General features: G+C 57.5%; 30 protein-coding genes and 1 pseudogene. 3 read left to right on the plus strand and 28 right to left on the minus strand.

Annotated features, from left to right (window positions below):
- Positions 1–48: 48 nt before the first annotated feature.
- The 4 genes from potF to ACJ8MK_RS02685 all read right to left on the minus strand — a co-directional run bounded on the left by potF (position 49) and on the right by ACJ8MK_RS02685 (position 3,439).
- Complete coding sequence (gene potF / locus ACJ8MK_RS02670) at positions 49–1,158, minus strand: spermidine/putrescine ABC transporter substrate-binding protein PotF (protein WP_033637811.1); 1,110 nt, start codon at positions 1,156–1,158, stop codon at positions 49–51.
- A 406-nt stretch (positions 1,159–1,564) separates the two neighbouring features.
- Positions 1,565–2,044: a YbjN domain-containing protein gene (locus ACJ8MK_RS02675; protein WP_004938666.1), complete on the minus strand. Its 480-nt coding sequence runs from the start codon at positions 2,042–2,044 to the stop codon at positions 1,565–1,567.
- Between the two features lie 135 nt (positions 2,045–2,179).
- Positions 2,180–3,082, minus strand: a complete 903-nt coding sequence (gene rimK, locus ACJ8MK_RS02680) for a 30S ribosomal protein S6--L-glutamate ligase (protein ID WP_033637810.1) — start codon at positions 3,080–3,082, stop codon at positions 2,180–2,182.
- A gap of 54 nt (positions 3,083–3,136) precedes the next feature.
- Positions 3,137–3,439 (minus strand): YbjC family protein, encoded by a 303-nt coding sequence (locus ACJ8MK_RS02685; protein WP_033646672.1) that lies wholly within the window; start codon positions 3,437–3,439, stop codon positions 3,137–3,139.
- Positions 3,440–3,669: 230 nt separating this feature from the next.
- Between ACJ8MK_RS02685 and ACJ8MK_RS02690 the strand changes: the two genes are divergently transcribed.
- The gene (locus ACJ8MK_RS02690) at positions 3,670–3,933 is read left to right on the plus strand and encodes a GrxA family glutaredoxin (protein WP_004938676.1); all 264 of its coding nucleotides are present in this window, start codon (positions 3,670–3,672) and stop codon (positions 3,931–3,933) included.
- Positions 3,934–3,978: 45 nt separating this feature from the next.
- Here ACJ8MK_RS02690 and ACJ8MK_RS02695 read toward each other — a convergent pair whose 3' ends face one another.
- Positions 3,979–4,368 (minus strand): inner membrane protein YbjM, encoded by a 390-nt coding sequence (locus ACJ8MK_RS02695; protein ID WP_033637808.1) that lies wholly within the window; start codon positions 4,366–4,368, stop codon positions 3,979–3,981.
- Positions 4,369–4,662: 294 nt separating this feature from the next.
- Here ACJ8MK_RS02695 and ACJ8MK_RS02700 point away from each other — a divergent pair, with 294 nt between their 5' ends.
- Together ACJ8MK_RS02700 and ACJ8MK_RS02705 are read left to right on the plus strand one after the other, a co-directional pair.
- Positions 4,663–6,351, plus strand: coding sequence for an aspartate:alanine antiporter (locus tag ACJ8MK_RS02700; protein ID WP_004938680.1), 1,689 nt, complete (start codon positions 4,663–4,665; stop codon positions 6,349–6,351).
- 335 nt (positions 6,352–6,686) lie between these two features.
- Entirely contained in the window at positions 6,687–7,706 is a 1,020-nt protein-coding gene (locus ACJ8MK_RS02705; RefSeq protein ID WP_342095649.1) for a hypothetical protein, read from the plus strand.
- A 136-nt stretch (positions 7,707–7,842) separates the two neighbouring features.
- Here the strand turns inward: ACJ8MK_RS02705 and ACJ8MK_RS02710 are convergent, their stop codons facing one another.
- From ACJ8MK_RS02710 to ACJ8MK_RS02820, 23 genes and pseudogenes are all read right to left on the minus strand, one after another.
- The gene (locus ACJ8MK_RS02710; protein ID WP_442517476.1) at positions 7,843–8,151 is read right to left on the minus strand and encodes a hypothetical protein; all 309 of its coding nucleotides are present in this window, start codon (positions 8,149–8,151) and stop codon (positions 7,843–7,845) included.
- A 194-nt stretch (positions 8,152–8,345) separates the two neighbouring features.
- Entirely contained in the window at positions 8,346–8,630 is a 285-nt protein-coding gene (locus ACJ8MK_RS02715; protein ID WP_234213086.1) for a biofilm development regulator YmgB/AriR family protein, read from the minus strand.
- Between the two features lie 687 nt (positions 8,631–9,317).
- On the minus strand, positions 9,318–10,973 hold the full coding sequence (locus tag ACJ8MK_RS02720; protein WP_342095648.1) for a hypothetical protein: 1,656 nt from the start codon (positions 10,971–10,973) through the stop codon (positions 9,318–9,320).
- Positions 10,970–11,530, minus strand: a complete 561-nt coding sequence (locus ACJ8MK_RS02725; RefSeq protein WP_442517477.1) for a baseplate complex protein — start codon at positions 11,528–11,530, stop codon at positions 10,970–10,972. The genes ACJ8MK_RS02720 and ACJ8MK_RS02725 overlap by 4 nt, the downstream gene beginning before the upstream one ends.
- The gene (locus ACJ8MK_RS02730; protein WP_442517478.1) at positions 11,505–12,251 is read right to left on the minus strand and encodes a hypothetical protein; all 747 of its coding nucleotides are present in this window, start codon (positions 12,249–12,251) and stop codon (positions 11,505–11,507) included. Before ACJ8MK_RS02730 ends, ACJ8MK_RS02725 begins: the two co-directional genes overlap by 26 nt.
- Positions 12,251–14,416, minus strand: coding sequence for a tail fiber protein (locus ACJ8MK_RS02735; protein WP_442517603.1), 2,166 nt, complete (start codon positions 14,414–14,416; stop codon positions 12,251–12,253). The genes ACJ8MK_RS02730 and ACJ8MK_RS02735 overlap by 1 nt, the downstream gene beginning before the upstream one ends.
- A 33-nt stretch (positions 14,417–14,449) precedes the next feature.
- A pseudogene (locus ACJ8MK_RS02740) lies at positions 14,450–15,403 on the minus strand (phage tail-collar fiber domain-containing protein); the annotation flags it as partial.
- A gap of 5 nt (positions 15,404–15,408) precedes the next feature.
- The gene (locus ACJ8MK_RS02745; protein ID WP_047730047.1) at positions 15,409–16,014 is read right to left on the minus strand and encodes a phage tail protein; all 606 of its coding nucleotides are present in this window, start codon (positions 16,012–16,014) and stop codon (positions 15,409–15,411) included.
- Positions 16,007–17,191 (minus strand): baseplate J/gp47 family protein, encoded by a 1,185-nt coding sequence (locus ACJ8MK_RS02750; RefSeq protein WP_442517479.1) that lies wholly within the window; start codon positions 17,189–17,191, stop codon positions 16,007–16,009. The genes ACJ8MK_RS02745 and ACJ8MK_RS02750 overlap by 8 nt, the downstream gene beginning before the upstream one ends.
- Positions 17,169–17,516, minus strand: coding sequence for a DUF2590 family protein (locus ACJ8MK_RS02755; protein WP_047730045.1), 348 nt, complete (start codon positions 17,514–17,516; stop codon positions 17,169–17,171). The genes ACJ8MK_RS02750 and ACJ8MK_RS02755 overlap by 23 nt, the downstream gene beginning before the upstream one ends.
- Positions 17,516–20,047, minus strand: coding sequence for a phage tail tape measure protein (locus tag ACJ8MK_RS02760; RefSeq protein WP_262942357.1), 2,532 nt, complete (start codon positions 20,045–20,047; stop codon positions 17,516–17,518). The genes ACJ8MK_RS02755 and ACJ8MK_RS02760 overlap by 1 nt, the downstream gene beginning before the upstream one ends.
- Positions 20,047–20,226 (minus strand): DUF6890 family protein, encoded by a 180-nt coding sequence (locus tag ACJ8MK_RS02765; RefSeq protein ID WP_071845368.1) that lies wholly within the window; start codon positions 20,224–20,226, stop codon positions 20,047–20,049. Before ACJ8MK_RS02765 ends, ACJ8MK_RS02760 begins: the two co-directional genes overlap by 1 nt.
- Positions 20,227–20,234: 8 nt before the next feature.
- Entirely contained in the window at positions 20,235–20,504 is a 270-nt protein-coding gene (locus ACJ8MK_RS02770; RefSeq protein WP_123061536.1) for a putative phage tail assembly chaperone, read from the minus strand.
- Positions 20,505–20,651: 147 nt separating this feature from the next.
- Positions 20,652–20,996 carry a hypothetical protein gene (locus tag ACJ8MK_RS02775; protein ID WP_060437265.1) on the minus strand — a complete coding sequence of 115 codons (345 nt, stop codon included), beginning with the start codon at positions 20,994–20,996 and terminating at the stop codon, positions 20,652–20,654.
- On the minus strand, positions 20,996–21,337 hold the full coding sequence (locus tag ACJ8MK_RS02780) for a M15 family metallopeptidase (RefSeq protein WP_442517480.1): 342 nt from the start codon (positions 21,335–21,337) through the stop codon (positions 20,996–20,998). The genes ACJ8MK_RS02775 and ACJ8MK_RS02780 overlap by 1 nt, the downstream gene beginning before the upstream one ends.
- Positions 21,324–21,626, minus strand: coding sequence for a phage holin family protein (locus ACJ8MK_RS02785; protein WP_073528772.1), 303 nt, complete (start codon positions 21,624–21,626; stop codon positions 21,324–21,326). Before ACJ8MK_RS02785 ends, ACJ8MK_RS02780 begins: the two co-directional genes overlap by 14 nt.
- A 9-nt stretch (positions 21,627–21,635) precedes the next feature.
- Complete coding sequence (locus ACJ8MK_RS02790) at positions 21,636–22,091, minus strand: DUF2597 family protein (protein ID WP_047730038.1); 456 nt, start codon at positions 22,089–22,091, stop codon at positions 21,636–21,638.
- Positions 22,088–23,212, minus strand: a complete 1,125-nt coding sequence (locus ACJ8MK_RS02795; protein WP_164070534.1) for a DUF2586 domain-containing protein — start codon at positions 23,210–23,212, stop codon at positions 22,088–22,090. The genes ACJ8MK_RS02790 and ACJ8MK_RS02795 overlap by 4 nt, the downstream gene beginning before the upstream one ends.
- Complete coding sequence (locus tag ACJ8MK_RS02800; RefSeq protein ID WP_161764264.1) at positions 23,209–23,919, minus strand: hypothetical protein; 711 nt, start codon at positions 23,917–23,919, stop codon at positions 23,209–23,211. The genes ACJ8MK_RS02795 and ACJ8MK_RS02800 overlap by 4 nt, the downstream gene beginning before the upstream one ends.
- Complete coding sequence (locus tag ACJ8MK_RS02805; RefSeq protein WP_060423271.1) at positions 23,916–24,419, minus strand: phage tail protein; 504 nt, start codon at positions 24,417–24,419, stop codon at positions 23,916–23,918. Before ACJ8MK_RS02805 ends, ACJ8MK_RS02800 begins: the two co-directional genes overlap by 4 nt.
- Positions 24,416–24,868 (minus strand): head completion/stabilization protein, encoded by a 453-nt coding sequence (locus ACJ8MK_RS02810; protein ID WP_442517481.1) that lies wholly within the window; start codon positions 24,866–24,868, stop codon positions 24,416–24,418. The genes ACJ8MK_RS02805 and ACJ8MK_RS02810 overlap by 4 nt, the downstream gene beginning before the upstream one ends.
- Positions 24,869–24,967: 99 nt before the next feature.
- Entirely contained in the window at positions 24,968–25,672 is a 705-nt protein-coding gene (gene gpM, locus ACJ8MK_RS02815) for a phage terminase small subunit (RefSeq protein ID WP_342095642.1), read from the minus strand.
- A 5-nt stretch (positions 25,673–25,677) separates the two neighbouring features.
- A complete protein-coding gene (locus tag ACJ8MK_RS02820) occupies positions 25,678–26,694 on the minus strand; it encodes a phage major capsid protein, P2 family (RefSeq protein WP_160204515.1) in 1,017 nt (338 codons plus the stop codon).
- Positions 26,695–26,730 lie beyond the last annotated feature (36 nt).

A 26,730-nucleotide genomic window follows, 5' to 3' on the forward strand; every position in this document is an offset into this window, starting at 1 on the left:
GAGCGCCCGCCTGCCGGTTTACCGACGATCGGGGGATATCCCCCATCATCACTTCCCGCTTTTAACTTTAGTCCATGCGCGGGTAATGACACGGTCCAGCTTCGGCGATTGTACGTTAAGCGTGAACAGCTTGGCGCGCAGATCGGCCGGGGGATAGACGTTCGGGTTATTGCGCACCTCAGCGTTCACCAGCGGCGTGGAGTCCTTCACCGCATTGGCGTAATAGACATAGTTGCTGATGCCGGCCATCACGTCAGGTTTCATCAGGAAGTTCAGGAACTGGTAGGCGGCGTCTTTGTTCTTGGCGTCCGCCGGCATGGCGAACATGTCAAAGTAGGTCAGCGCCCCTTCTTTCGGGATCGCGTAGGCCACGTTCACGCCGTTCTTCGCCTCTTTGGCGCGATTGGCCGCCTGCATCACGTCGCCGGACCAGCCGATCGCCACGCAGATATCACCGTTCGCCAGATCGTTGATGTATTGAGACGAGTGGAAGTAACGGATGTTCGGCCGCAGCTTCAGCAGCAGATCGTTAGCCGCGCCGGTATAGTCCGCCGCGTTGGTGCTGTTGGGATCTTTGCCCAGGTAGTGCAGCACGGTGGCGTAGACCTCGCTCGGCGCATCGAGGAAGGAGACGCCGCAGCTTTTCAGCTTCTCGAGGTTTTCCGGCTTGAGGATCAGATCCCAGCTGTCGACCGGCGCGTCTTTACCCAATGCCGCCTTCACCTTGTCGACATTGTAGCCGATGCCGGTGGTCACCATCAGGTAAGGGATGCCGTATTTGTTGTCCTTGTCATTGTGCGCCACCAGCTTCAGCATCTCGGGATCGAGATTCTTGTAGTTGGGCATCTTGCTCTTGTCGAGCGGCTCGAAGATGCCGGCCTGCGACTGGCGCTCGAGGAAGTTGGATGAAGGAACCACCAGATCATAACCGGTGCTGCCCGCCATCAGTTTGCCTTCCAACACTTCGTTGGAGTCAAAGACGTCGTACACCACCTTGATGCCGGTTTCTTTCTGGAATTTGGCCAGGGTATCCGGCGCGATATAGTCGGACCAGTTATACACGTGCAGCGTTTTCTCTTCGGCTGACGCCGTGACGGACGCGGCCATCAACAGGCCGGCAACCACACCCGATAACCACTTTTTACGTTGGGTGACCATCCGTAACTTCCTCCAAAACAGGGTGAATCATAGAATTGAACTTGTATCTGCAGCGATACAAAACCTTTCCTGATCGAGCGCAATCGTTGCAACCGCGAACTGAATGGCTATGCATATGATTGCATGCGCCTTTTTTCACTGCCCTGCTCGCGTGGCCACAAGGGAAATCGCAAGCCCTTTGCAGAATCAGCAGCATAGCCGCTGCCATCGCAACCCGCCAGCCCCCAGGGTAAAAAACGCCTTTTATCGATTTTTTATGCAGTTTTTCTCTATGTGATACGCCATTAACGGCACAAAAGGCGAGAAAGATCGGGCGGCAAAGGCCAAAGTGCAGAATATTTTATTGCGGAGGGGAATAACGGCAGCATGCCGCCGGAGCGACGGCATGCTTAAGGTACGACGAGGATCAGTGCAGCATCGGCTGACGCACGGCGCCAGCGGGGATCTCTTCTTCATCACCCATAAACAGCAGATCGTTCGCCCGCGCCTCGAGGATCACCATCGAGACCTGCTCTTCGCCCTGCTGCATGAAGTGGGTAAACTGCTCGTAGGTGATGCCGACCGCCACGCTCAACGACTGGCAGACGATCAGCTTCGGCAGGTTGTCGTCCTGAATGTCGACGAACGCCTTGATGGTCAGCGAACTGGCGTTGATCTGGCTCAGGTCCGCCACCAACGGGATCAGCGCGGTCGGCTTCACCTCGGCCAGCGCGGAAAACAGAATGACGTTGTCCACCAGATCTATCTTGGCGTCGAACACGCCGTCGAAGTTCTGCATGTGCGGCAGGTGCAGCGCCTGGCAGGAATCGCACTCAAAGAAAGAGATGCCCGACTGATCCAGCCAGCGCCGCAACAGCGCCAAATCGGGGACAATGAGTGAATCCATAATAACCAGCCTCACAATATTCAATACGCGAAAAGGCGCATAGCTTACGGAATATTCACCCGATACGCCACGATCAATGCGGCTTAATTCACTAATTCAGATATTGCACGGCGGGAAAAGCGCGCCCCCGCCCCGTCAACCGCCGGATTTCAGGCGAAAGCCCGGCCGGCCGCGCTGCTCAATGTATTCGATCATCATGCCGGCGATGTCCAGCCCGGTGGTGGTTTCCACCCCTTCCAGCCCCGGCGACGCGTTGACCTCCATCACCAGCGGGCCGCGCTCGGCGCGCAGGATATCCACCCCGGCGACGTCCAGCCCCAGCGTGCTGGCCGCTTTCACCGCGATCGCCCGCTCCCTGGCGGTGATGGTCACCTTGCGGGCTGTGCCGCCGCGGTGCAGGTTGGAGCGAAACTCGCCGGGCTTGGCCTGCCGTTCGATGGCGGCCACCACCCGGCCGCCGACCACCAAACAGCGCACGTCGCGCCCCTGCGCTTCACGCACGTACTCCTGCACCAGGATATGGGCGTTCAGCCCGCGAAAGGCGTCGATCACGCTTTCCGCCGCCTGGCGGGTTTCCGCCAGCACCACGCCGATGCCCTGCGTGCCTTCCACCAGCTTGACCACCAACGGCGCGCCGCCGACCAGCTCGATCAGATCGCCGGTATCGTCCGGCGAATGGGCAAAGCCGGTAATCGGCAGATCGATGCCCTGCCGCGCCAGCAGCTGCAGCGAACGCAGCTTGTCGCGGGCGCGGGTAATAGCCACGGATTCGTTTAGCGGGTAGCTGCCGAGCAGCTCGAACTGGCGCAGCACCGCCGTGCCATAAAAGGTGATGGCGGAGCCGATGCGCGGGATCACCGCATCGTAACGCTCCAGTTGGCGGCCGCGATAATGAATGGTCGGCGCCGCCGGATTGATGTTCATGTAGCAGGAGAGCGGATCGATGATATCGATGCTGTGCCCGCGATCTTCCGCCGCTTCACGCAGCCGCTTGCATGAGTAGAGCGTTCCGTCGCGAGAAAGAATGGCAATTTTCACTCGTCACCCCAAAGGCCAACGCCTGCCCGGCAGGCGGGTTAGCGGCCGCGGCGCTCAGGCGCGCGGATCGCTGTCCTGATTATCTTTCGATTGCGGTTTGCGGCGATCGTTTTCCGGCGGCAACCCGCCGCGCATCAGCGGCCCGAAGCCCTGCACCACGCGCCACACCAGAAACGCCGCCGCCGGCACCATCAGCGCCACGCCGAGGAAAATCATGCCGACCGCCGCCTGCTGCGAAGCCAGCCAGCCCGGCAGCTGCAGGTGGCCGTGAATGCTGAGGTAGGCCAGCACCAGCATCACGATGCCCAGCCCTTCCAACACCAGCACCGGGCGCGGTAAGTCACCGAATGAACGCATATTTTTCTTCTCCAGAAGGTCTGCCTCCAGTGTAGTGAATTCCCGTCGGCGGCGACAGCCCCGGCCGACTAATTGGTTACATGAATCAAACTAACAGGTAATTCCTGCTTTTTTTTCGCCAGCTCAACGGGCATAGTAGGCGCCATCTGACGCAGGTAATGTCTTTTTCGGTGACGGGATGTCGTTGCGGTAGCGAACAATTTATTGAAAATCCAATTAAGGAGCGTTGCATGTTTGCAGTAATCTTCGGGCGTCCTGGCTGTCCTTATTGTGTCCGCGCTAAAGAACTGGCGGAAAAACTGACTGAAGAACGCGACGATTTCAACTTCCGTTACGTTGACATCCACGCGGAAGGCATCACCAAGGCCGATCTGGAAAAAACCGTCGGCAAACCGGTTGAAACCGTGCCGCAGATCTTCCTGGATGAGAAGCACATCGGCGGTTGCACCGATTTCGAAGCTTACGCCAAAGAACACCTGAACCTGTTCCAGTAAGTTTTTGAACGACAAAGACAAAAAAGGCGCTTAACGCGCCTTTTTTTATTGCCGCTGCCGCCGGTGCAGCTGCTGCAGCGTCTGCAACAGGCCGAGGGCGAACAGCATCAGCATCGCGCCGAACACGCACCAGAACACCGCGCTGGTGGCGTACGCCAGCTCCTGCCAGAACGAAGAGGACGGCGTCAGCCAGAAATGGCGGATCAACAGGCACAGCGGCAGCGCATACAGCGCGCCGAGCAGCGGGCAAAGCAGCCGCTTGCGGCTCGACAGATAGCTGGCGATCGCACCGGGGATCACAAACAGCAGCAGGCCGGTTTCGCCATGGTGCTCATGATCGGTGCTGCCGAACAGGCCGGTTTGCTGGCCGAGAAACACCAGGCTGAACAACAGAAAACAGCTGAGAATGCCCAGCCAATATCTATAACTCGTCATGCGAATTCTCCCCCGCCCAATTACCGCATCAATAGAAATCGGCCCGCTCACCCGCGCGGTGACGCTGAACCGAATTTTTTCCTTGGTCAAAAGAGAGTTAAATGCGCACGGCGGCGCAGGAAATCAGCTTTCTGTGCTGGCTGTCATCGATCATAGCGTCTAGAATGAACGCCGCCGAACGATGGTTCGCTTTGCCTTACGCTGGTGGTGATTTATGACGTCGTTTTAAGGCTGAATTTATCTCTTATAGTTATCTATATCAAGCACTTACTGGTAAACAATAAGTTATCCTCCGTGAACATAAACGTCGCTAGTTTGTTAAACGGTAACTACATTCTGTTACTGTTCGTGGTACTCGCACTGGGGCTGTGCCTCGGTAAACTCCGTCTGGGCTCCGTCCAACTCGGTAATTCCATTGGCGTTTTGGTGGTTTCGCTGCTGCTCGGCCAGCAACACTTCGCCATTAACACCGAGGCGCTGAATCTCGGCTTTATGCTGTTTATTTTCTGCGTCGGCGTGGAAGCCGGGCCCAACTTTTTCTCGATTTTCTTCCGCGACGGCAAAAACTACCTGATGCTGGCGCTGGTGATGGTCGGCTCGGCGATGGTGATCGCCATCGGTCTCGGCAAACTGTTCCACTGGGACATCGGCCTGACCGCCGGCATGCTGGCCGGCTCGATGACCTCGACGCCGGTGCTGGTGGGCGCCGGCGACACGCTGCGCAACACCATCGTCAACGGCCCGGCGCTGCTGGCGGCGCAGGATCATCTGAGCCTTGGCTACGCCCTCACCTACCTGATCGGTCTGGTCAGCCTGATCTTCGGCGCGCGCTACCTGCCGAAGCTGCAGCACCAGGACCTGTCCACCTCTGCCCAGCAGATCGCCCGCGAACGCGGCCTGGACACCGACAGCCAGCGCAAGGTCTACCTGCCGGTGATCCGCGCCTACCGCGTCGGCCCCGAACTGGTGGCCTGGGCCGACGGCAAGAACCTGCGCGAACTGGGCATCTACCGCCAGACCGGCTGTTACATCGAACGCATCCGCCGCAACGGCATTCTGGCCAACCCGGACGGTGACGCGGTGCTGCAGGTGGGCGACGAGATCTCGCTGGTCGGCTACCCGGACGCCCACGCGCGGCTGGATCCGAGCTTCCGCAACGGCAAGGAAGTGTTCGATCGCGATCTGCTCGACATGCGCATCGTCACCGAAGAGATCGTGGTGAAGAACAGCAACGCGGTGAACAAGCGCCTGAGCCAGCTGAAGCTGACCGACCACGGCTGCTTCCTCAACCGCGTGATCCGCAGCCAGATCGAAATGCCGATCGACGACAGCATCGTGCTTAACAAGGGCGACGTGCTGCAGGTGAGCGGCGACGCGCGCCGGGTGAAGAGCGTGGCGGAGAAGATTGGCTTTATCTCGATCCACAGCCAGGTGACCGACCTGCTGGCATTCTGCGCCTTCTTCATCATCGGCCTGCTGATCGGCCAGATCACCATTCAGTTCAGTAACTTCTCGTTCGGCATCGGCAACGCCGCCGGCCTGCTGATGTCCGGCATCATGCTCGGCTTCCTGCGCGCCAACCACCCGACCTTCGGCTACATTCCGCAGGGCGCGCTGAACATGGTGAAAGAATTCGGCCTGATGGTGTTTATGGCGGGCGTGGGCCTGAGCGCCGGCGCCGGCATCGGCCACAGCCTGGGCGCGGTCGGCGGCCAGATGCTGATCGCCGGGCTGATCGTCAGCCTGGTGCCGGTGATTATCTGCTTCCTGTTCGGCGCCTACGTGCTGCGCATGAACCGCGCCCTGCTGTTCGGCGCCATCATGGGCGCCCGTACCTGCGCACCGGCGATGGAGATCATCAGCGATACCGCACGCAGCAATATCCCGGCGCTGGGCTATGCCGGCACCTACGCCATCGCTAACGTGCTGTTAACGCTGGCGGGTTCACTCATCGTGGTGCTATGGCCAGGGATACTCGGCTGATCGATTAGCGGGAGAGATGGTTCGGCGATAAAAATATTTTGATTTTTTTGTCGCCGGCCAGAACTTTCGTTGGGGGCAGCAGTCTGAATTAGTGCCACTGCTTTTCTTTGATGTCCCCATTTTGTGGAGCCCGATAATCCCGCCTTTTAGGTTCAAGATTATCGGGTTTTTTGTTGGCATGAAATAATATCCTTATAAATCATTTATATTGCGACACCAACTTCTTAGTCTGGCGACAAAATGGCGGCACCACTTTCTCTTACTTCGATTCCCCCTGGCTTCTAAGGGATTTTCATTTAAAATCGACTTGTTACCCTACGACATGGATATCCATAATGAGCACACCCGCCGCACCAACACTTGATGCTGAAAAATTATACAATAACGCAGTAATTTCTATCCAACTAGGTATTGAAGACTTCGAACAATCCAATTCAGAGAACCCAGCAAGGACGCTCTCATCTGTAAGAAACCTTTTTGCTGGCTTATTACTTTTGTTCAAATACAAAATAGCAGTGTCCGTAAATGATCCCGCGGATGCGTATATGTTGATTTTTAACCCTCCTTTTATCCTGCCTAAATCCGACGGTAGTGGTGGAGTGAAATGGGTTCCTGATGGAAAATTTAAGAATTCAACTATAGATGTACAAGGCATTAAGCAACGTTTCGATGGTTTCGGTATAGATGTTGATTGGGCAGCCATAAAGAAATTACAAGACTGTCGAAATCATCTAGAGCATTTACATCCGCAGCACACACTTGGTGAGGTAGGTGGGTTTGTCGCTGATCTTTTCCCTGTCCTAAGTGATTTTATAACAAATCAATTAGAGCAAGCTCCATCCGATGTTTTGGGTAGCGCCTGGGAGAAAATGTTAGCCCACCAAGACTTCTACAACCAAAAACTTGCGCAGTGTGAAGAATCCTGGGAATCCGCAGGTGTGCCGGAGGGAATGAAAACCTACTTAACTCAATGCGTCTGCGATATGTGCAGTTCAAAGCTTCTTGCAGCTAATCAAGATGATATTGATTCAAACCTGACGGTGGTAGACGATGAAGATGGATTCAGATATCGCTGTTTATCTTGTTCTTACAGCGACCTTATAGTTCCACAGTTATACGAGGCATTGCATTTAGAAAACTATTTCGACCCACGCGATGGGGGCGAACCAGCCCATGAAACTTGTTACCAATGCGGGCGTGATACATTTCTAATATTTGAGCAATGTTGCGTCTGGTGTGAGGCCACACTTGACTATGAACAATGCACAATCTGTGAGGAACGCCTTGGCCAAGATGATCAAGAGAATAATGGCTTATGCGGGTATCACTCCCACATGTCATTTAAGAACGACTAACTATTTTTTCAGTTCATAAGGTATTAGTTGGAACATCACAGCCAGTATCACGCCTAGGATGCTGGCTATACCTCTTACACTCCCACCTAGCATCGCGATCCGAGTAATTTATATTTATTGTATGTTTTTCAAGTAATTAGGTGAAAACCCATAACACTACGCGATCCAAAAAATGAAAAACACTGAAATTCTTTTCAATCTTTTCAGTTTGGGTTTGCTCGCAAAGCCCCAGGCGTGGCGCGGCCCGGCTGGGTGTTTTGTAGAAATTCAGAACTGAAAAAATTTCCTGATCCAAATTGCGCAGGCGGGTGCGGTGTAGTGCCGTTTTCGTGGGCAAGATGTTTATTTCGTGGGGTTTCTGCCACGCTGGCGGCACGCTGCTGCGGTGTTCGGATTTATTCGCGTGGATTGTCGCCGGGCAGGAAAGCGGCTCAGAATGGCGCACAGGCGGCCAGATTGCGGGATGGAAAAGCCCGCGCAGGGCGCAACGCGGGACTTTTATTTTAGTAGTTAACGGAAAATGGTCATGGCACCATGGTTGTTACAACATTGGGTGCACCAATTAGGATAACGAACAGTAGTATGCTTCCTATGGTAATTGCTGTTGCGAGTTCATTCTTCATAGTGGCATTTCCCCTGTTATTTTGAAAGCGTACCTACAAACTCCAATGTGTCGCGGTATAACTGGAATTCATCGTTATCAGATGCTTTTTCCATTTCTGCGACTATTTGAGAAAGAATATTATCGGTGTTGACTATTTTTTTGCGAACAAGAAGATCTATGACACATCTGCCCAGAACCGTGCTCACCTTTTCTAAGTTCTGTGTTTCACTATCGGTAAGGTAATGAATACTCATAAGCCCTCCAATCAATGATTTTTCGGATTTGGCCGTTAATCCAGATGTCGTCTTTAGAGCAGGCATTCCCATCCCTAGTTTGGTTGAAAGAGCCCACCGAAGCGGGCAAAGATTGTCTCTGGTGTAGCAAGCGTTACAAAGGTTGTTATAAGGGATTGCGAACCCTTAATAACGCTTTCAGGTTAGGAATGTTCTTAATTCATGGCAAGTGATTACGAACGGTGAGGAACGAATTTAGGACAAATACTTAAAAAAATGCCCCACGGCGGGGCGAAATTTGGTGATGATAGCTACATGAACTACTGCATGTGACGATTAGAGGCATGTGTCGTCTATTGGCGACACTATAGTAGTTTAGCAGGATGAACAAGCAAAAAGTGCTGAAGTGAGAAATCTTAGGAAAAGTGCCATTCGAAAGCCCGTGCTTTCGAACTAATGCCGTTAGCACCATGAAAAAAGCCCGCAGCGATGCGCAATGTCAGTCAATTAAGCATTTTTCTGAATAAAAATTCATACCAATACTCATAAGGATAACGAAGAAATCAGGCCTACAGCTCTGTTTCATTCTTCCGAGGCCCGAATTTTCAGGCCTCGACTCCTTAAGTGAACGGCATTGCACACCGGGCGGGCTGGTGTTTCCTGGTGCTGGCTTTCTTGTTTGTTTAATTTTTACACGGTTACGCGCTCAAATGATAATTGGTTGTGTAGATCAATTACTCATTATTGATCGGTGCGGGCGATCAATATTCTGTCCTACCCAATCACGGGCGCGTATTTGGTTTTCAGCTGGCTGGACTTCGTGCCGGCGGCGCTGATTGCCTGCGCGTTCTGCGGTGCGCCGGTGTTGCTGTGGGTGTGGGCCGCAGTCTGCTGCGCCAGCTCCTGCACCACCTCCAACGTTTCCAGCATCAAGGCCATCACGTTGATTTGCTGGCTCCCCACCCACACCACCGGGGCGATCACTTCCTGGCGTGCTGCCGCTATGCTGCTGCGGATTTTGCCAATCTTCTCCATCAGGCTGCCGGCCACCGCCGTGGTGGCATCGCCGCCCACGCTGGCCACTGCGTTGGCCTGCGTCGCTACGCTGTAATCGCCCTCTGCGATGTGCTGCACCGCACCGGCCAACAAGGTGGATGTGCCCAGCACCGTGGTTTTATCGTTAGCCTGCACGGTTGTGTCCCTGACCACCACGGTGCGTGTTTCCTCATCGGCCTGGATTTCCCTGGTCATGGAATTTTCACGGATCGCCTGGTCGGTTTTCCGCTCCCAATCCCCTGCCTGCGTCACCCGCTGGGAAACTTCCTCCCGCTGCTGCTGTAGCTGCTCGCCGGGCTTCACATCCGGCAGCGTGTTGCCCTGGGCCAGCGTCTGCCGGATAAACGGCTTATCAGGCCGCCCATCAGTAAAAGCCACCTCAACCAGCGTTCCCACCGGCGGAAACTGGAACATGCCCGAATCCTGGCCCGCCATCGGCACCGGCAGCGGCACCGCCGGATAAATCGGCGTGTTTTTTGCCGGCTGGCCGTCTGCGTCCAACAGCTGCAAATCCACGGCGTAGCGTGGCCGGAACGGATCGGCCAGGTCACCACTGGTCACCGCCTCCGCGTGGGCCTCTACCCTGGCGAATTTTGGCAGATGCAGCCCCGCCGATAACTCTGGGTAAGCCGCATCAATCTGGCGCTGCGCCGGCGTCATGGCCACGGCCTTGCCCGTCAGCGGGTTTACCGCCAGCCATGTGATCGTGGTGTCGTCGTTTTCCAGGCGAACACTCGACAGCCGGCGGCCATTGACCACCACACCAGGGCGCAGCGCCTGCACCATTGGTAATGTCATGCTGTTGCCGCCGGCGCGCGCCTGGCTAAACTCGGCGGGAATATCCACCGGCTTGCTGGCAAACATGGAATGCGCCCAGCTCCCCAGGAACACGCCGCCATCCGGCAACGGTTGCCAAACGTAATCAGGCACGCCAAAAGCGGCCCCCAGGTTGGCCAACAGCTGATAACCCGTCCCGCTATGGGTGAAATGGGGGATCGGCTTGTCCAGGTAATCCGCCTGCGCCGGCAGCGCGATCGTTATTCCGCTGTTTTCTTCCAACCAGCTGGCCACCTGGCGCAGCGTCGGGTGCTGGAACGAACACGGCCACAGCCTTTCGAACACGCCCGCCAGCTCTCGCACAAACAACCGCTGAAAACCGTTCTCTGCCGGCTGCGCGCGCTCCACATATCCGGTGAACCAACGCAAAATGCTATCCGTATAGCCGGCGTCCAGGCGCACCAGCTTGCCGGTGTAGTCCGTTTCGGTCTGCGCGGTGATAAACCCGCGCCCGCAGCCGTTCAACTCCAGCACCAGGTTAAGATCAACCAGCGGCACCGCATCCCCGGACAACATCAGACGCTTAATCGGTTTCATTCGCCCCCCACCACGCCGGCCAACGCATCATCCGCCGGCTTCAAAACGCGGCGCTCAAACCAACTCAATTTCTGCTCGTCTTCTGCCGCTGCGCCCTTCCCGTTTACCTGCCCATTCGCGCCTGGCGTCTGTTTTTTGGCGGCGGTTTTGCTGCCCTCCCGCGCGTCTTTCCTTTCCGGCACGCTCAAATGCTCGCGCATCGTGAACGTCACCAGCCAGGCTTGCTTGCCGTCCTGTTTCGGCGCGTCAATCGAACCGGTGAACGTCGCCAGCCTAAAGTTAATGGCCTGGGCGGTATGGTTGGCCACACGGTAGCGTTTCAACTTGCCGCCCTCCGTGGCCTCCGCCAGGGCAAACAGGCGCGTTAACACCTTGGCTTCACTGAACGGGATCATGCCGGAAATGCGCAGTTCCTTGGGCTTTATGCCCTGCTCGGCGTTCGCCGTGCTCGAGGTCTGCCCGGATTGGTCTTTATCCTGAAACTGCATCATCGGCGTCACCATGATCCCTTTAAGCGGGATAGCTTCACCATTAAGCGCCAGCGTGACTATCGTCATGGATCATCGCCTCCAACTGCTCTAAATCCTTGCCTACGAACAACACCGCCAGGGTAAAAACTGCATCCTGGCGAGGAACATCCTTTTTCATCGCCGCGCCTACGCTGGCGGCGGCCCCCTTCGCCGTAAACACCCACGCCGGCGCGCTTTTTCCCTGTAATGCCGTCATGGCATCGCTCACCATCGCCAGGGCGGATTGGCGAGCCTCGGCAAAGCCGGCCAAAGCCGACTTCAAGCCGCCAATACTCGCCCCAAGCGCCGCGCCCGCCTTGGCTTCTGCGATACGCTGCGCATTCAGCGCCAGGCGGTGCGCACTGGTCGAAAGCACCGCCGCCGCCGGTAAGCCGCCGCCCATCTTCCCAGGCAGTTGCATTCGGGTAACGGCCTGCGTGGCCGCCGTCTGCGCCATGCGCTGCACCTGGTTTAACGCCGGCAGCGGCAGCACCCCCGACAACGACGCAACCAACGGCATAAACTCGGCGTGTGAGTTGGCGCAGATCATAAACACGGTGGCGGTGATTTCGGCCCCCTGGCCGGCCAGCTTGCCCGCCAGGTAATCCACGGCGTTGGTCGGGCTAAGGTAACTGCCGGATGCCTCTTGCCGCCCTACACCATAAACCCACGGATGCGCCGGCACCATCGAGCACGTCAGCGCCTGCATATCACCAGGCATCCGCAGCACCGCCCGACGCCATGCCCCCTCATTTCGTTCCTGTTTCATCATGCAACACGCATCCAGCCACGAACATGCACATAGGCGTTGGTGACGTTGATAGGCTCATTACGGACAAACTCATTACCATTGCCGTTCGTATATGTTCCCGTAGTGATGTTGAGCGAGTGGCGTCCATCGTTATCCGTTCCCGAGATAGTGCTACCGTATTCCGCCCCTGGGCCACGCATACCACCCCGGTGGGAGTGGTCTGGTAAGTTATGCGCCCCGATCGTTACTTGGTTGCTACCACCGGTTTGCATGACGTCATAACCAAGGCTGATAACTCGACCGTCATAACCTGTACCGTTCAAATCCTGCCACTTGGTGCCAGGATAGAGGCCATTCGGATCGCTCCCATTGCCCATTAACATCACATAGCCCACTGGAAACGGGCAGTGCTGATTTACCCATTCTCTGGTGGCGAATTCGCCCGCCTTGCTCCGAATCCCCCCATCCTGGGGGTTGAAATCCCAGATGCAATCAAAGTTGTTATCCCCGCGCGCATGGATGACGGGGTGAGCAAACTCATTGTTACCGGTTCTCAAATATCCATAACTGACCGCCGTCGGATAGCCCCGCCCCTTAAGGGTTGATGTCCCTTTTGCGATAGGCACAAATACCCCGCCAGTGTTCACATCCCACTGCCAGTTAGGTTGGAAGAACGGAGCCTGAGTACTCAACTGGTCGGCATACGCCCCGGCACCGTTTGGCCTAACTTCGGGTGTACTGGCAAAAGAAGGGGCGATAGGTTGACCGGTAAAGTTTCCTCCGCTGGCCATCATGACCCGATCCCAGCCGCTAAACGTGCCGTTGACGTTGACCGCCGCACGCAAGCCAGGTTTGCCGCCCATTTCGTGCGATAGCTGCAAGTAGTGCTGGAACTTGCCATTGCCTGGCGCAGTAGACAGATCGCTCCCATTGGTTGTACACAAAACCGATCCCCACGGCACCGCCGCCCAGGAACTATTTTCGGCGCTCCATACACCTGGCGACGTCGGCGCATTATTGCCAGCCAATACGCGGGAAGTGCCCATTCTGGCGGCAAAATTATTGCTCTGGTCTGCGGCCCCCACATCGCTAATAGTCGGCTTAGAGTCCGTGGTATAGACCTGCGCCCATTTTTTGGAAGTATCCGGATTATCTTCCCGCAAAGAGCGCAACCAAAATTCTGTATTGCCTGACCCGATCGCAAACTGGACATGCCGGTATTTGTTGAGTTTGAACGTCATCAAATTGCCCAGGTTGCCTTTTTTCAGTGGGTAACCGGTTGATTTATCACCCAACTGTTCGAGCATAAAACCATCAGGCCGCGTCAGGTCGCTATCGGCGTTTAATGCCTGCATACCCTCGCTAGGAAATACCACGCGGGGCAATGCGAGAGGGCCGCTCATGGTATCGCCGGACTGTTTAACAAAACGCCCGTCTGCCTCGGTCTTGTTCCAGGCGTTCACGTCCGACGCCAACAAATTCACATCCGCGCTTAGCGGCTTGCCGTTCACACGAATAGAGCGCAGGGCATATTTCTTCGTCGCCTGGGCATCGGTCAGCGCGCCAACATCCGCCGCCGTGGGCTTGTTCGCCGGCGAGTAAACGCGGGCAGCACCATCCCAAACTTGCGCCCCCGTGATCCGGCCTTTGGCGCTAAAATCACCGGTACGCACATTCATGAAAGCTGTTCGGCCTTGGATGCCAGCATTCGGGCAAGAATTATAAAACCCGATCCCGAACCAGCTTTTAATATCCAGGTTGCACACGTCATAGCTGGCATAATCCCCGTTGCCGGGGAAAATCCCACCGGGACGGCTGTTCCAACCGTTCGAAACGGTTACGCCGCCCGTGGCTTGAATTTCGCGCTTAAACTCGCCGCCCTGCGTGGCCGATACCGCGTCCACATCCTGCGCTTTCGGCTTAAATCGCGTGGTGTAGACCTGGAACCAGGTCACCCCGTTATCGGGAATATTCGACCGACCGATAAAAGCATCAGCGTTGTTTTGCACTGCCAGATAGCCGCCTGACGGGCCACCGTCGCACGGCAGACTCAAGACGCCATAAACCTGATTGCCGGGGGCATTTTTCGAGGTGTTGTTTAACCGGTAGATTTCGCCCTGGTTACAGTAAGCATCATCACGATGCCGCGCCCCCATGCCCAGGCCAAACGCCCCGACCTCCATCACATTGCCACCTTCCACGCCCACGTTGCGCGTGGCGGCAGTGCCCAGGCCCAAACTCCCCCGGCTTTTCGCCTTGTCCTTGAGGGAGGCCAAGTTATCATCCTTACGCAAGTAGGCATCATTGCCGGCCTGGTCGGACAGGGAACCTTTAGGGCGCAGGTCGGTAATGTTGCCGGCGGCGTCGATACTGGCCACCGCAAACACATAGTGCTTAAAGCCGGCGTTATCCTTGTAATCCGCTGCGTTAGCCGCAACGGTAAATTTCACCGCAGCCGCCCATTGGCTTACCACGTTGCCCTGCAAACTCACATCAGCCCACACCTTGATAGGCTTGGCCGTCACGGTAATGTTTTGGTTGGCCGCCAGCACCGCGCGCAGCCCGCCCACATAGCCGGTGCCCGCCGTCACGAAATACTGCGCGCCGGCCTTGGCCACCAGGAACCCATTACCAAAGAACGCGCCGGCACCGTAGTGATCGCGGTTAATCAGGCGCTGCATTTCATCAATACCGCCCAGGCGCGCGGTAAAGTCGATCTGCCAGGTTTCCGCCGGCGTAGTGATCGCCGTCTCGCTGGCCGCGCCGTCATACTCCATCACAAAGGAGCGGGTGATCGCGTTGCCCTGCTGGCCGGCATGGTTGGCCACCTTGCGTTGCGTCGGCGCATGAACAATCATCGCCACCGTATTGCTGGCTTTGTTCACCAGGCCAATCCAGTTGAAGTCAAAATCGCCAGATTCGGGTACATCGGTGCCCAGGGTGACCGAATACACCACGGCGTTGTTGTTCACGACGCCGGTTTTGTTCACTGCCTGGCGGTGCACAATCTGGCCCGCCGGCGGCATCCCTTCTTTACGGTCGATCGGCTTGCCGGCATCGAGGCCCGGCACGTTGGCGAAAACGAACTCGTCCAGCACCACGCGGGAACCGTTCACGGCTTCTTTTGCTTTCCATTGCTCAAAGGCAAAGGTGATCGCGGTTTGTGACATGTTGATTATCCTTTCAGTGTTGCGCTCGCCACGGTGGCGGAATGTTGGTTATTGATACTGGCCACCGCGCTGGCGGCGCTGTAAGTCACGTATTCACATCCCGCCCAGCCAGCGCGTAATTGCAGGACAGAATTGTTAATCACTTCAAATCGATAGCGGCGACAGGTGCGGCCATACTGCCGGATAACCTGCATCAGCAGATCGGGATTACTGGCCACCTGGCCATCGGTCACGCGGACGCTGATCACGTCCCAATCTATGCCCGGCTGGCGCTCCAGGATTTCCACATAACCCACGCCTAGGCGCTCAAAAATGGCGATAAAGCCGGCCACCGATCCCGCATCGCGGGCGTTGATAAAGGCGTACTGCACGCGCTTGCGGAACAGCTCCAGCGGTTCCCCGTTGAAGCGGGTAATGTCTCGCTGGTACGCCAGCACCTGGAGCAACGGCACCGCACAGGTGGCCGCATCCAGCTGTTTCAGCGGCCAGGTCAGCCAGCCATACACCCACAACCAGAAATGGCGGCAGGCGCGCAGCAGCTTGGCCGGCTCCCCGCGATTCATCCAAGACGGCAACAGCATCCCCGCCAGGCGTTCTTTAAAATCAGGCATCGGCAACCTCCAGTTTCAAGGTTTTCAAACGCGGCACGTTCAGCTCGCTAACAATATCGCTCAGGGAAAACGCGATAGATTCCAGCTCGGGGAAAGCGCGGTGTAACTCCCTGGCCAGGTTCGAAAACGAGAAGCGCGCATAAGGCCAGGTTTTCTTTACGTCGTACTCGGCGTTTTGCCGGAACGCGCAGCGGATCAAGGTTTCGCTGTTTCGCGTCAGCGCGGCCAGCGCATCCGCCGTAAAGTTGGCTTTGTTCTCCACAAACAGCGTCACGGCCAGGTTGTGTTGGGTTTCCGGCATGGCGAAGCACTGCATATCATCGCCGTGGCCGTGGTTCCCCTTGTTGGTGATGTAGTCATTGACCGCGTTAATGAACGGCTGCGAGGCCACGCCGGAATCCAGCAGCAGATAAGCATTTGCCGTTCCTGGCCCGCGCGGGGCGTCGTGCTGGAAAAAAATTCGGTCGATACTCAGCCCGGCGACGCTGGCGATCATGCTGCGGTAAACCGCATCCGTGTGATAGTTGCCCGCCAGGTTGTATTGGTTGCGCGCCCTGTCCCGTAAATCGTCGTCGGATTCCTGGTCAGCGCCGGGGGCCAGTAACCAACCCTCCTCGTTTTCCACCCGCACAATGCCCGGCACCGCCTGGGGTAAAATCCGGTAGTAACCGGGGGCCAGGTTATGCGCGCCGCCTGGCTCGGTCGCTTTCACCGGCACCAGCCCGCCGGCGGTGCCGGCGGCCAACGTGGTTTCCTTCACCACCGCCACACTGTAAACATGGCCGTTAAGCCGCTCGGTTTGCACCACCGTGCCGGCGGGGATCGTGACCATGACACTGGCGTTTTCCTTGTCGAACCGAAAAACACCCTCGGCTGCCGTCGCCGGCTTGCGCTTCACGTTGACGCCCCAGGCGAACATTTCCAGCCAGGTGCCGCCGGCGGTGGCCAAATACATGTTGGCCATGACGACCGACACCAGAACATCCTTTAACCACATCACCGGGGCGGTAATAATCGCCTGGATAAGCCGCCAAAACGGCGACATTTTTGACGTATTGGTAATTAACCCTTCGGCGGTCACCAACTCGTTAAATTTGGAATTAACTTGCTCCGTGGTAATGGGCATTCCGCTTTCTGTTAAGGCTTTCTCGTAATCAACCTGCGGTTTCGTTGTCATAATTAACGCTGGCCTCCACTTTGCCGAAATCATAAGTTTCTGCGGTCACCCAAAGCCGCTTTAACGTTTCCTCGCTAATCACGACCGTACCCGGAATAATTCGCGTATCGTCTTCCAGCAACAACACCATTTGCATAATGACGTCAGCGCGAAGTGTTGGGCTTCTTTCCGCCACTAATTGCGTGACCAATCCACTTTCTAAAATGGCATGGACACAATCTTGCCCAATGCTTACCCGGTTATGACATAACACCGGCTCCCGGCCTGTATTTAGCGAGAAATCGCCATTTTCAATTAGCAGGTCTATATAAAGGGGTTCGCTCATTAACTTAGTTCCTGCCATTCCATTAGCTGCTCGGGCGTCATACCCTGCTTAACGTTAATATGGACATTCTCAATATTTTTGCGGTTGTCGGTAATGGTTCGGGAATTATTGTTAATTTCCTTATTAATCCCACCGGGGCCAATTCCTTTTAACCTGCCGCCACTCAGCAACTTATCCGGCGCGGGCGGTGGCGGCGCGCTTTTCTCGGTCTGCACCTGGGCCAGCACCTGCACCTGCTGCGCCGGGGGCTGCGGCACCTTCACCACCGGCACCTTTGGTGCGGGCGTCGCCGCCGTTCCCTGCATCGCCCTGGGCACCACGATAGGATCGCGCACATCCTCAATCAGCGTTTTGCGCGCCCCCGCCGCCGGCATCAGCGCCGGCGCAGGTTGTGGCACCGCCACCGGGGCCACTGCCGCAGCCTGGGCAGCTGCCGGCAATGCGCTGCTACCCTCCAACGTGGCCAGGCCCGTGGGCAACGCGCCCGCATCAATCGCCGGCACCGTCACCGGCGGCACGTTTACCATTCCCTGGGGTTCGGTCACCGTCGGCACCACATCCACATGCATGGGGTCAATACTGACGCCCGGCAGCATGTTGATTTTGTCGATGATCCAGTTGTAGGTGTCGGCAAACGCAGACCGGAACACGCCCCACAGCTTGGTAAATACGCCCGATACCACACGGCCAATCGTCATAAATGATTCAATCGGCGAGGACGGATCAAACGCGGCCACCACGTCCAGCCAGCCTTGCTTAACGATGCCGAACGCATCGAACAAGTGGCCGACAGTCTTGATCACCAGCTCAATCGGCGACAGCAACAAGCCGATCGCGCCGGCAACGATCTGGCCACACAGCTGGCCGGCCGTGGTGACGGCTTGCAGCTCCGCCGCCGTGCTCTGGACAGGGGTTAGCAGGTTAACGAACCAGCCAAACAGCGTTTTAATCGCATCCCATACCCCAGCCGCCGCCCGCTTCACCAGGTCAAACGCGCCGGCAAAGGGTGACAGCGCGCCGGCGGCCTCTTTAAAGCCGGCAATAAACCCGGACACAAACGCCTTAATCGGCTTCCAGAACATCCACACCGCCGCCACCACGGCACCGATAGCGGCCACCAACAGCGCGATCGGCCAGCTCATCAGCAGGAACGACACCGCACCGGTGCGGGCGGCAATCGACGCCGCCAGCAGGCCCGCGCGCAGCATCACCAGGCCACGGTTAAACACCGCCGTGGCCGCGCCGCCGGCCAGCATGGCCAGGCGATTGAGGCCCAGCAATTTGGCCACCGGCCCCAGCAGGTTGCGTAACCCCAGCATCAGGAACATGTGGACGCCGATCGCCAGGTTGGCTATCGCCCCCGCCGCCGCCAGGCTCAGGAACGCCAGCACCGCCAGGCCAATGGCCCGCGCCAGGTTGGGGAACAGCTTCAACCAGCGCACCAGGGTTTGGCCCGCGTCCGCCATTTTGTTAATCATCGGATAGAGCACCGGCAACAGCGTTAACCCCATCGCCGCCCGGATGGAATACCAGATCGCGGTAAGCCGTTCCCACGGATTGGCCATGCGCTCCGCCATTTCCGTCGCGCGCTTCATCCCGTCATTGCTGCCCAGCTCGGTAATGTGCCGTTTCAGCAGATCCACATTGCCGTAAAGCTGTTTAATCAGTACCGACGAATCGCCAAAAGCATCATCCAGCGCGGCTTGCGCCTTGAGGTTCCCCTCGATGCTCTTGCCGTAGCGCGCCTGTAATTTCTCCAGCATTTCCGGCAAGCTGACCATGCCGCCCGCCGCGTTAACAAAGCTCATCCCCAGCTTTTTGGCCCCGTCCTGGGCCGTTTGGTAAAACGACTCGTAAACGCTGCTCGCTTCCGATCCTAACGTGCGCTCAAGTTGCCCCATCACGGCTAACTGCTCATCAATGCCGACGCCGTAGTTTGCCCCCACGCCCCTGGCGCCCTCCATCAGGTCAGAGATCGCCCCCATGTTGGTGCCAAAGGCTTTGACCATGTAGGCCGTTTTGCCAGCGAGTTGCTCGGCGAAATTCACGCGGCCCATCTTCTCGGCGTAGCTGCTGAATTTGTTGTACATGCTGCCCATGTACTCCGCCGCCTCTGCGCCGCTGGCTTTCGTGGCCGCTGCCAGGGTATTGGTCGCCACGGCAAACGCCGGCAACTCCTGGTTGGTCAGCAATCCCACCTGGCTGCGGATCGCTTCGGTGGACGTGATAAAGTCCACCGACGACTTGCCATATTTGGCGGCAAAGGCCAGCGCATCGCCCGCCACCTTCTGCAAGGTGCTGTCATCAATCCCTTTCGTGGCCGCCGCGTTCAGCGCGTCAGTGATCTCGATAGCTGGGCCTAACGCCCCCTTAATCGACAACCCGACGCCGACCAACCCGGCCCCACCCACGGCAATCTTGCCAAAGGCCGCTTGCGATTTTTCCGCGAAACCGGTAACCGATGCCTGGGCCTGTTTCAGGGGCCGCGTCAGTTTGTCGATCAGGCTCAGGGTAAAATCTAGCTGTTTCATTATTCGCCTTTAAATGCCAAAGAAATGCCGTTTGCGGTGGCCACGCGCATATTTTCCCAATGCCGGTTATCCAGCCAAATGGCGCGGGCTAAGTTCTCAGAGCTATCATTTTCAGCCGGCAAGTAATAACGCCGCAGCGTTAGCGCTTGTTCAATGAAATTGTTATCAATAGCCCGCAGCCGGTTGGTTAGTTTTTTACTTCAATTTCCAGTTTCGGCGCATATTTCGCGTTTACCGCTTCCGCGATTTGCAATGCAGCGCCAGGCAGTTTAAGCAGCTCATCCAGATCGGTTTTACTTTCCGCCGCAACGATACGGCGCAAATAGGTCACATGCGGGGCGACTTTATTATCCATCGCCATATCGTTAATCAGGCTGTTATAGGCCGTGGTGTTTGGCTCAAAAGCCACGTCTTTGCCCTGGATAGTCAAAGTAATTTTATTTTCTGCTTTGCTCATTGCTGCAATTCCTTACGTTGGTTTATTTCATCTACTAATTGGTTATGCCGCGCAGCGCACAGCGGATAAATATCTAAATAGGTTAATAACGGCTCGCTAACGTCTTTACCGGTTACCCCGTTTATCCTGGGTAATTGCTCCGGGCATTTAACGAGCAAACTTTCCTGAAATGGCACGTTCGGCTTTATCTGCGGCATCGTTGTACATCCTGACAAACTCATCAGACACACAAACGCGGGTAAATACCGGCTTAACCACTTCGGTGCGGATCTCTTTCGGTTGAGCATCGCGCAACGCCTCCAGCTTGCTTTCCAACTGCCGGGCCGAACGGCTGGCCACGTTCTCCGATGCCTGGCGGGATTCCTCCCCGGCCCGCTGCGCGGCCCGTTCTACGGCCAACGCCAGGCTATCCCGATGCCAGCCATTGGCCTGCCAGCCGCCGGCAAAGCTGGCCACCAGGGCCAGCAGGCCCAACCATGCCCCCTTGGCCATCAGCGCCGCCCGTCGTGCGCCAGGCTAAAATGGTTGCCGTCCGGGCGGTCTTTGAAGCGGCCCCCCCAGGCACCGCCAAGGCTTTCCCAATACTCGCCGAGCGGTGTAAATGCCTCGGTTTGGGTCTGGTACACGCCGTTAATAAACAGGTTGAAATCCACCGCCAGGCGCTGCGTGTGCAGGCTATTGGCGATGCCTGCGCCGGTCTTGGCATTGCGCGCGGCCTGCTCAGGCGTGCGGTAGGCTTCGCCGAACGTCAGCCGGTAGCCATGATCGCCGGCCCAGGTGATCAGCTGGCCGATCAAGGCGGTAAACAGCTGCTGCTTTTCACTTAACGTCATCTTTCATCTTCCCCGCTAACAGATTGCTGCCCTTACGTTTAAGCCACAGCTCAACGGCCTGGTGGCCGGCGATGCCCAGGGCCGCCCCTACCCCCACCACCCCGAGGGTGGGCAGACCTGGCACCCAAATCAGCGCCGCGCCTGCCACCATTGCCGTGCCCGTTCCCAGGATCACCCGACCGATAAACAATCGCGGGGTGATCGGCTCATCGCTACTTAACACCTTGCCGATAGCAATCAGCGCGCCCAATAACAGCAGGCTCCAGAACGTTTTTTCATGCTCTTGCATCTGTCACCCTTACCCGATCAGGTTCTGCGTCACTTCCGCTTCCAGGTAAGGAATGCCGCCCAGACGCACAAAATCCGCGTCCGTCACCACAAACTTAATCTTGTGCGTCATGATGCTGCCGCCCTTCGGATCAACATCCAGAATGTCACTCAAAATCAGCTTGCAGCCGAACGCCTCCACTTTCAGCTCCTCCCCGCCGGCCTTGGCGTACCACATCAGATCAATCGGCGGGATGCCGCGCCAGCTGCCGGCGGCCCGCGCCTTGGCGGTCACCTGCGCCAGGGATTTGGTGCTTAGCTCCATTTCCCCCTCGGCGGCCACGTCGCCGGAAACCCAGCCATCAGGCACGCCGCCCGTTTGGGCTGCGGCGGTGTTGTCGGTAATGCTCAGGCTCACTTTTTCCGCATGGACTAAATCACCGTCCATGTTGAAATCAACCGACTGGCCAGAAATTCGTTTTGTCATGCCGCGCCCTCCAGCGAGTTATCCAACATCAGGCTAACCGTGATGCCTTTCGGGCATTCGTAGGTACGGATCACCAGGTAAATTTCCACCTTGGTGGAGGTGCGCCAGGTAATTTGCACATCCCCCTCCAGCGGCGCTTTGACTTCGCCGGGGAACGTCACGCCGTTAATCTGCGTACTGCGCGCCATTTCTCGCAGCGTCTTGGCAAAATACTGTTGGTGCGCCGCAATGCTGGTTGGCGTGCTGTTCAGTGACCGATCGGCAATCTTAGGAATTGCCAGCAGTCGCACACGGCGCGCCGCCTTATCCACCACGCGCAGGCTTTCAATCGCCTGGAAATCGCCGCCCTCCACATCCAGGGTGCGCCCGTCAGACCAGTAAAGGCCGTCGTAATCGGGATACCACATCGGCACGCTAAAGCGGTTTGCCTCCAGCGCCTGGAGCGTCGCCAGCTCCAACACTTCCCCGGAACCGTCCACCGGTGTGGACGTGCTGCCCATTTCGACCAGCGCCCCGGTAGCCACACGGGCCGGGCTATCGGCGATCGTCACAGCGCGATTACACAGTCGGCCCGCCAAAACGCCCGGCTCATTGCCCCACAGACGCGGCACCAACTGGATCGCCGGCTCGGCAACGCCTTTTTGCAGGTCGTTGATGCGGCCCACATACTCGGCCCAACCCTCTCCCTTTTGCAGCGATTCCACCGACAGAATGAACCACTGCCAGCGGCCAAACTTGGCGATAATCTCCGCCCGCAGGCTCTGCGCCTGCTTCACTACATCGAGCGTTGCCGGCACCAGGTTAACGATGCCCTCTACACTCGCCACACGCTGCGCGGTCAGTACCGCCGCCGGCCAGTTTTTGGCGGCGTCGGCTTCCGCCAGCACATGCACATACGCGAACCAGTTTTGCCCGGCGTTCAGCTTGGCGGCCTGGAGGTTGCTTTTCAGCACCGAATCCCCCACGCCCAACAGCACATCCAGATCGGTTTGCGTGTTCACCGGCAGCGTTTTGCCGATATTGGTTTTACCGGCCCCGACAAACAGCAATACCCGCTCGATCTCTTTGGTTTCGCCCTGGTGCCGGTTTACCTGGTTAACCTGAATCGTTGGCCAACTCATTGTTTCCCCTTAATGTCTTGCGCTTTCACATTCCAGCCAAACCCTATTGCCTGAAGTTGACGCGCCAACGCTTTGTTAAAATCCGCGTCACTCATGCCCAGGAACGGGCGGGACGGTAAATCGACCGTCCAGGCCGTTTTGGCCGCCTTGCCGCTCAATTTGCGGATCAGCAAGCCGGCCTGCGCGAATGACATATTTCCCACAATTTCCTTGAGCGGCGGCTTTCGCCAGCGCTTCCCGCGCCTCACCTGATAACCCAGCTGGCGCAGCTTCTTAGCCTGGCGCAGCGTGGCTTGCCGCTCGGTGTCGGCTTTCCTGCCGGCCACCTGTTCCCGCTTGATGGAAACTCGCATACCTGCCGATTGCGAAAACCCCACCACGCCCGCCGGCACGGCCTTATTGCCGTTGCGGTATCCACCGCCCTGGAGGTAAAGCCTTACGGCCTCCCGCTCTGGCATGTCGCGGATATGCAGCAAATTGGGCATGTTGCGCAGCATCTTGCCGCGTCGCCGGGTCTTCCTCCCTTCCCAGGGCGTGCCGTCCGGTTGCTGCTGGTTGCGCACGTTGCGCTTAGCCGCGGCTATCACCCCGTATTTGGCCATGCGCCATAGCAGGCGCTGGCGTTTGGCCTGGGGCATTTCCAGCTTGGCCAACTCCTTGCGCAGCGCCCGCAGCTGCGGGCGGCTCAGCTCACCGTTGATAATCACGGCGTTTCACCGATCGGCGCGCCGGTGCTGCCCACGCCATACACGCGCCCTTCCAAGGCCCACCAAATTTCCGGATCGGCCAATCGCCATCGCTTCCCGTCGAAAGGGATTAGCCCTTCTTCGTCCTGGGTCAGCGTGAGCGGCTCGGCCATCTTGAGCGCGATTTCCACCAACGCGGTTTTATCGTCCGTGACCACGATCGCCAGCTCCGGCAACACCGGTTCGAACCCCTGTTCAATTAGCCCCTGGTCGGCGTTCTCAATCAGCCAGGCCAGCAACAGCGCGCACAGGTTGCGCGGGTCAAATTGGCGGTACGGGAAGCGCCCCCAGGACAACACCGCCTCGTACTCCATCACCGCCATTTGGTATTGGTTCAGCCCCAAATCCTTCTGCGCGTTGATAAAGCTCACTTCTTCCATGTCGCTGTTAAATTCCAGGTTGGCCACGCGCGCCGGCAAATTGGCCTGGAGGAACGCGGTTAGCGTCTCTAACTTGCTCATACCAGCCGCGCCGACGATCGCCGCGCCCCCTTCATGTTGCGCAGCACCGTGGCGGCTTCCGCTAACAGCCGGCTGCGGGTTTCCGGGTTTTCCTGGCCGGCGTTCGGCGCCCGGCTAAACTGCGTCGAGTACTCACCCAGCAAATCCGCCTTTGCCCTGGCAAAAACGGCTTTTTCGTACTGCGCGATCAGCGCGCTTTTCTCACCGATCGCCACGCCTGGCACATCCTTGGCCGTGGTGTATCCCTTCGCCTGGTGCTGGGCCGCCAACTTTTCCAGGTCTAAATTAATCTCGGCCACGCTGGCCACCAGGGCCGCCCCCAGGGTTTCCGCATCAATATCCGGCGGAATGTTGCGGCGCTTCTGGAACGCCGCCAGGCTCAAATCTGGCCAAAACCCGTTGTTGGTAAGCGTCTCATCCTGGTAATCCGTCGTCTTGCCGTTAAACATCGTTGCTCCTGGGAAAAAAAGCGGGCAGACCGGTTTCCATAGCACATCGCACCGAAGTGCCTTGCCTCCACCGCGCCCGCTTTGGCTTGCGGTAGTCTTTTATTCTTTTTCCAGCGCCCGCAGCCTGGCCGCAATTCGCTGCCGCTGCGTCTTAACGCCGGCACCTCTGGGGTTAAATGCCTGTGCCTGGGCCAACAATGCATCCGCCTGTTTCAGCGTCGCCACATCCTCCACGGCGCTAGCCAGCGGCTGGCCGTTGTCATCACGCAACAGCATCAGCCCGGCAAACTTGAACCACTTGGCGCTGATTTCCTCATGCAGTCGCCAGTTATCCCGCACGTTGGCAAAGGTGCGGGAGAAGTACGGCTCCAGGCTTTCGCCCCGGCTGGCCTCCTCCTCTGCCCAGCTCAACACCGTATCCGCCACAAACGCGGCAAAGCTGCGTTTTAGCCTGTCCGGCGTCTGCTGCCGCTGGGCGATCGCCAGGTCGGCCCAATCCAACGCCTTATCAAAATCCCCCACGTCAAACAGCCAGATCACGCACCAGGCAAAAATGGGGTTGGCGTAAACCTCGCCGTCCGCCAGGTAGGTTTCCACGGTCGGCAACCAGCGCGGCAACAGCTCATCGCGTTTCATGGCGATGCGGTCAGCGGTGCGCGGCAGCTCTCGCAGCCGGCGAATATCCCGCTCCATTGCCTGCACCTGGAGGTGCAGACTGTCCCAACCTGCCAGCGCCTGCTGGCGTTCAAGTTTGCGCTCGGCCTGAACCCTGGCCGTGTGACGCTGCGCGGGGGAAAGTGACATTGCGCTTACTCCCCTTTCGGCGCTTCCACCTTGCCAATGGTCACGGCGGATTCATCAAAGGCGGCGTACATTTCCGGGTATTCCACGGCGTAACCTTCGTTGCGCAGATACTTGTTCTCGTACTGCTTACGATCTTCCACAAACTCCGCCTTGCGCTGGCGAGTGCCGCGCTGGGTGTAGATGTGAAGGTTGCTCAGCGGCGTCACCACCATGCGCTTGCCCGGCATAAACGGCGGCACGATCGCCGGACGGCCAGCGATGGACGTTCCCAGCATTTGGGCCGCGATTTTTTCCGTTGGGCGGTCGGCGGCCTGGTACAAACGGTGTTGCTCCGCTGCCACCAGGTCAGCACCAACCAGCACGGTTAAACGCGGGTCGTTGCGGAACTGCGCCGGGATCTTGCTGTTGATAAGGTCAGACGCCATCGCATCGAGCGACACATAATCACCGCCAGCCCCCAGGCTCACCGCATCGGTGATGATCTGGTTTTCGTCATAGTTCTTAACGAACTGTTGCCAGCCGATATTGACGTCTTCGCCGTTCGGGTATTTCTCCGGGTCAGTGCTTTTCGCCACGGATTTACCGTTGAAACCGATGCGCAACATATCCAGGGCAAAGGATTGGTTGGTGAATTCCTGCATACGCTGGAAAAATTCGTTTTCGTCACCGGCGTTCGCCCAAACGGACAACATGGCCCAGGTCAGCGCCGCGCCGGAGTCGGTTTCCGAGAGCTTGTATTCCAGGCCATCGACGCCGGTATTACGGATAAAGCGGCCGCCCTCTTTACGCCCGGTGAAGATGCCCGGATTGCCCACGTTCACCACCTGACCGGTAAGCTGGTCAACATCGGCAACGGTGATCATGGACAGGAAATCCACGGACTCCAGCAGCGCCGCCCGCAAATCCGTTTCTTTTGGGTCAGTCAGCGAGAAATAACGCTCGGCAGAATCCTGCCCATATTCCGCCGCCAACCCCATGCTATATGCGCGGAGTAATTCACGCGCACGCTGATTTAAAAACATAGTTACCCCTCACCCTCAGAGTGATTTAATTTCTAT

Source organism: Serratia sp. CY38905, from assembly GCF_052168875.1.
GTDB classification, from domain to species: Bacteria; Pseudomonadota; Gammaproteobacteria; order Enterobacterales; family Enterobacteriaceae; genus Serratia; species Serratia sarumanii.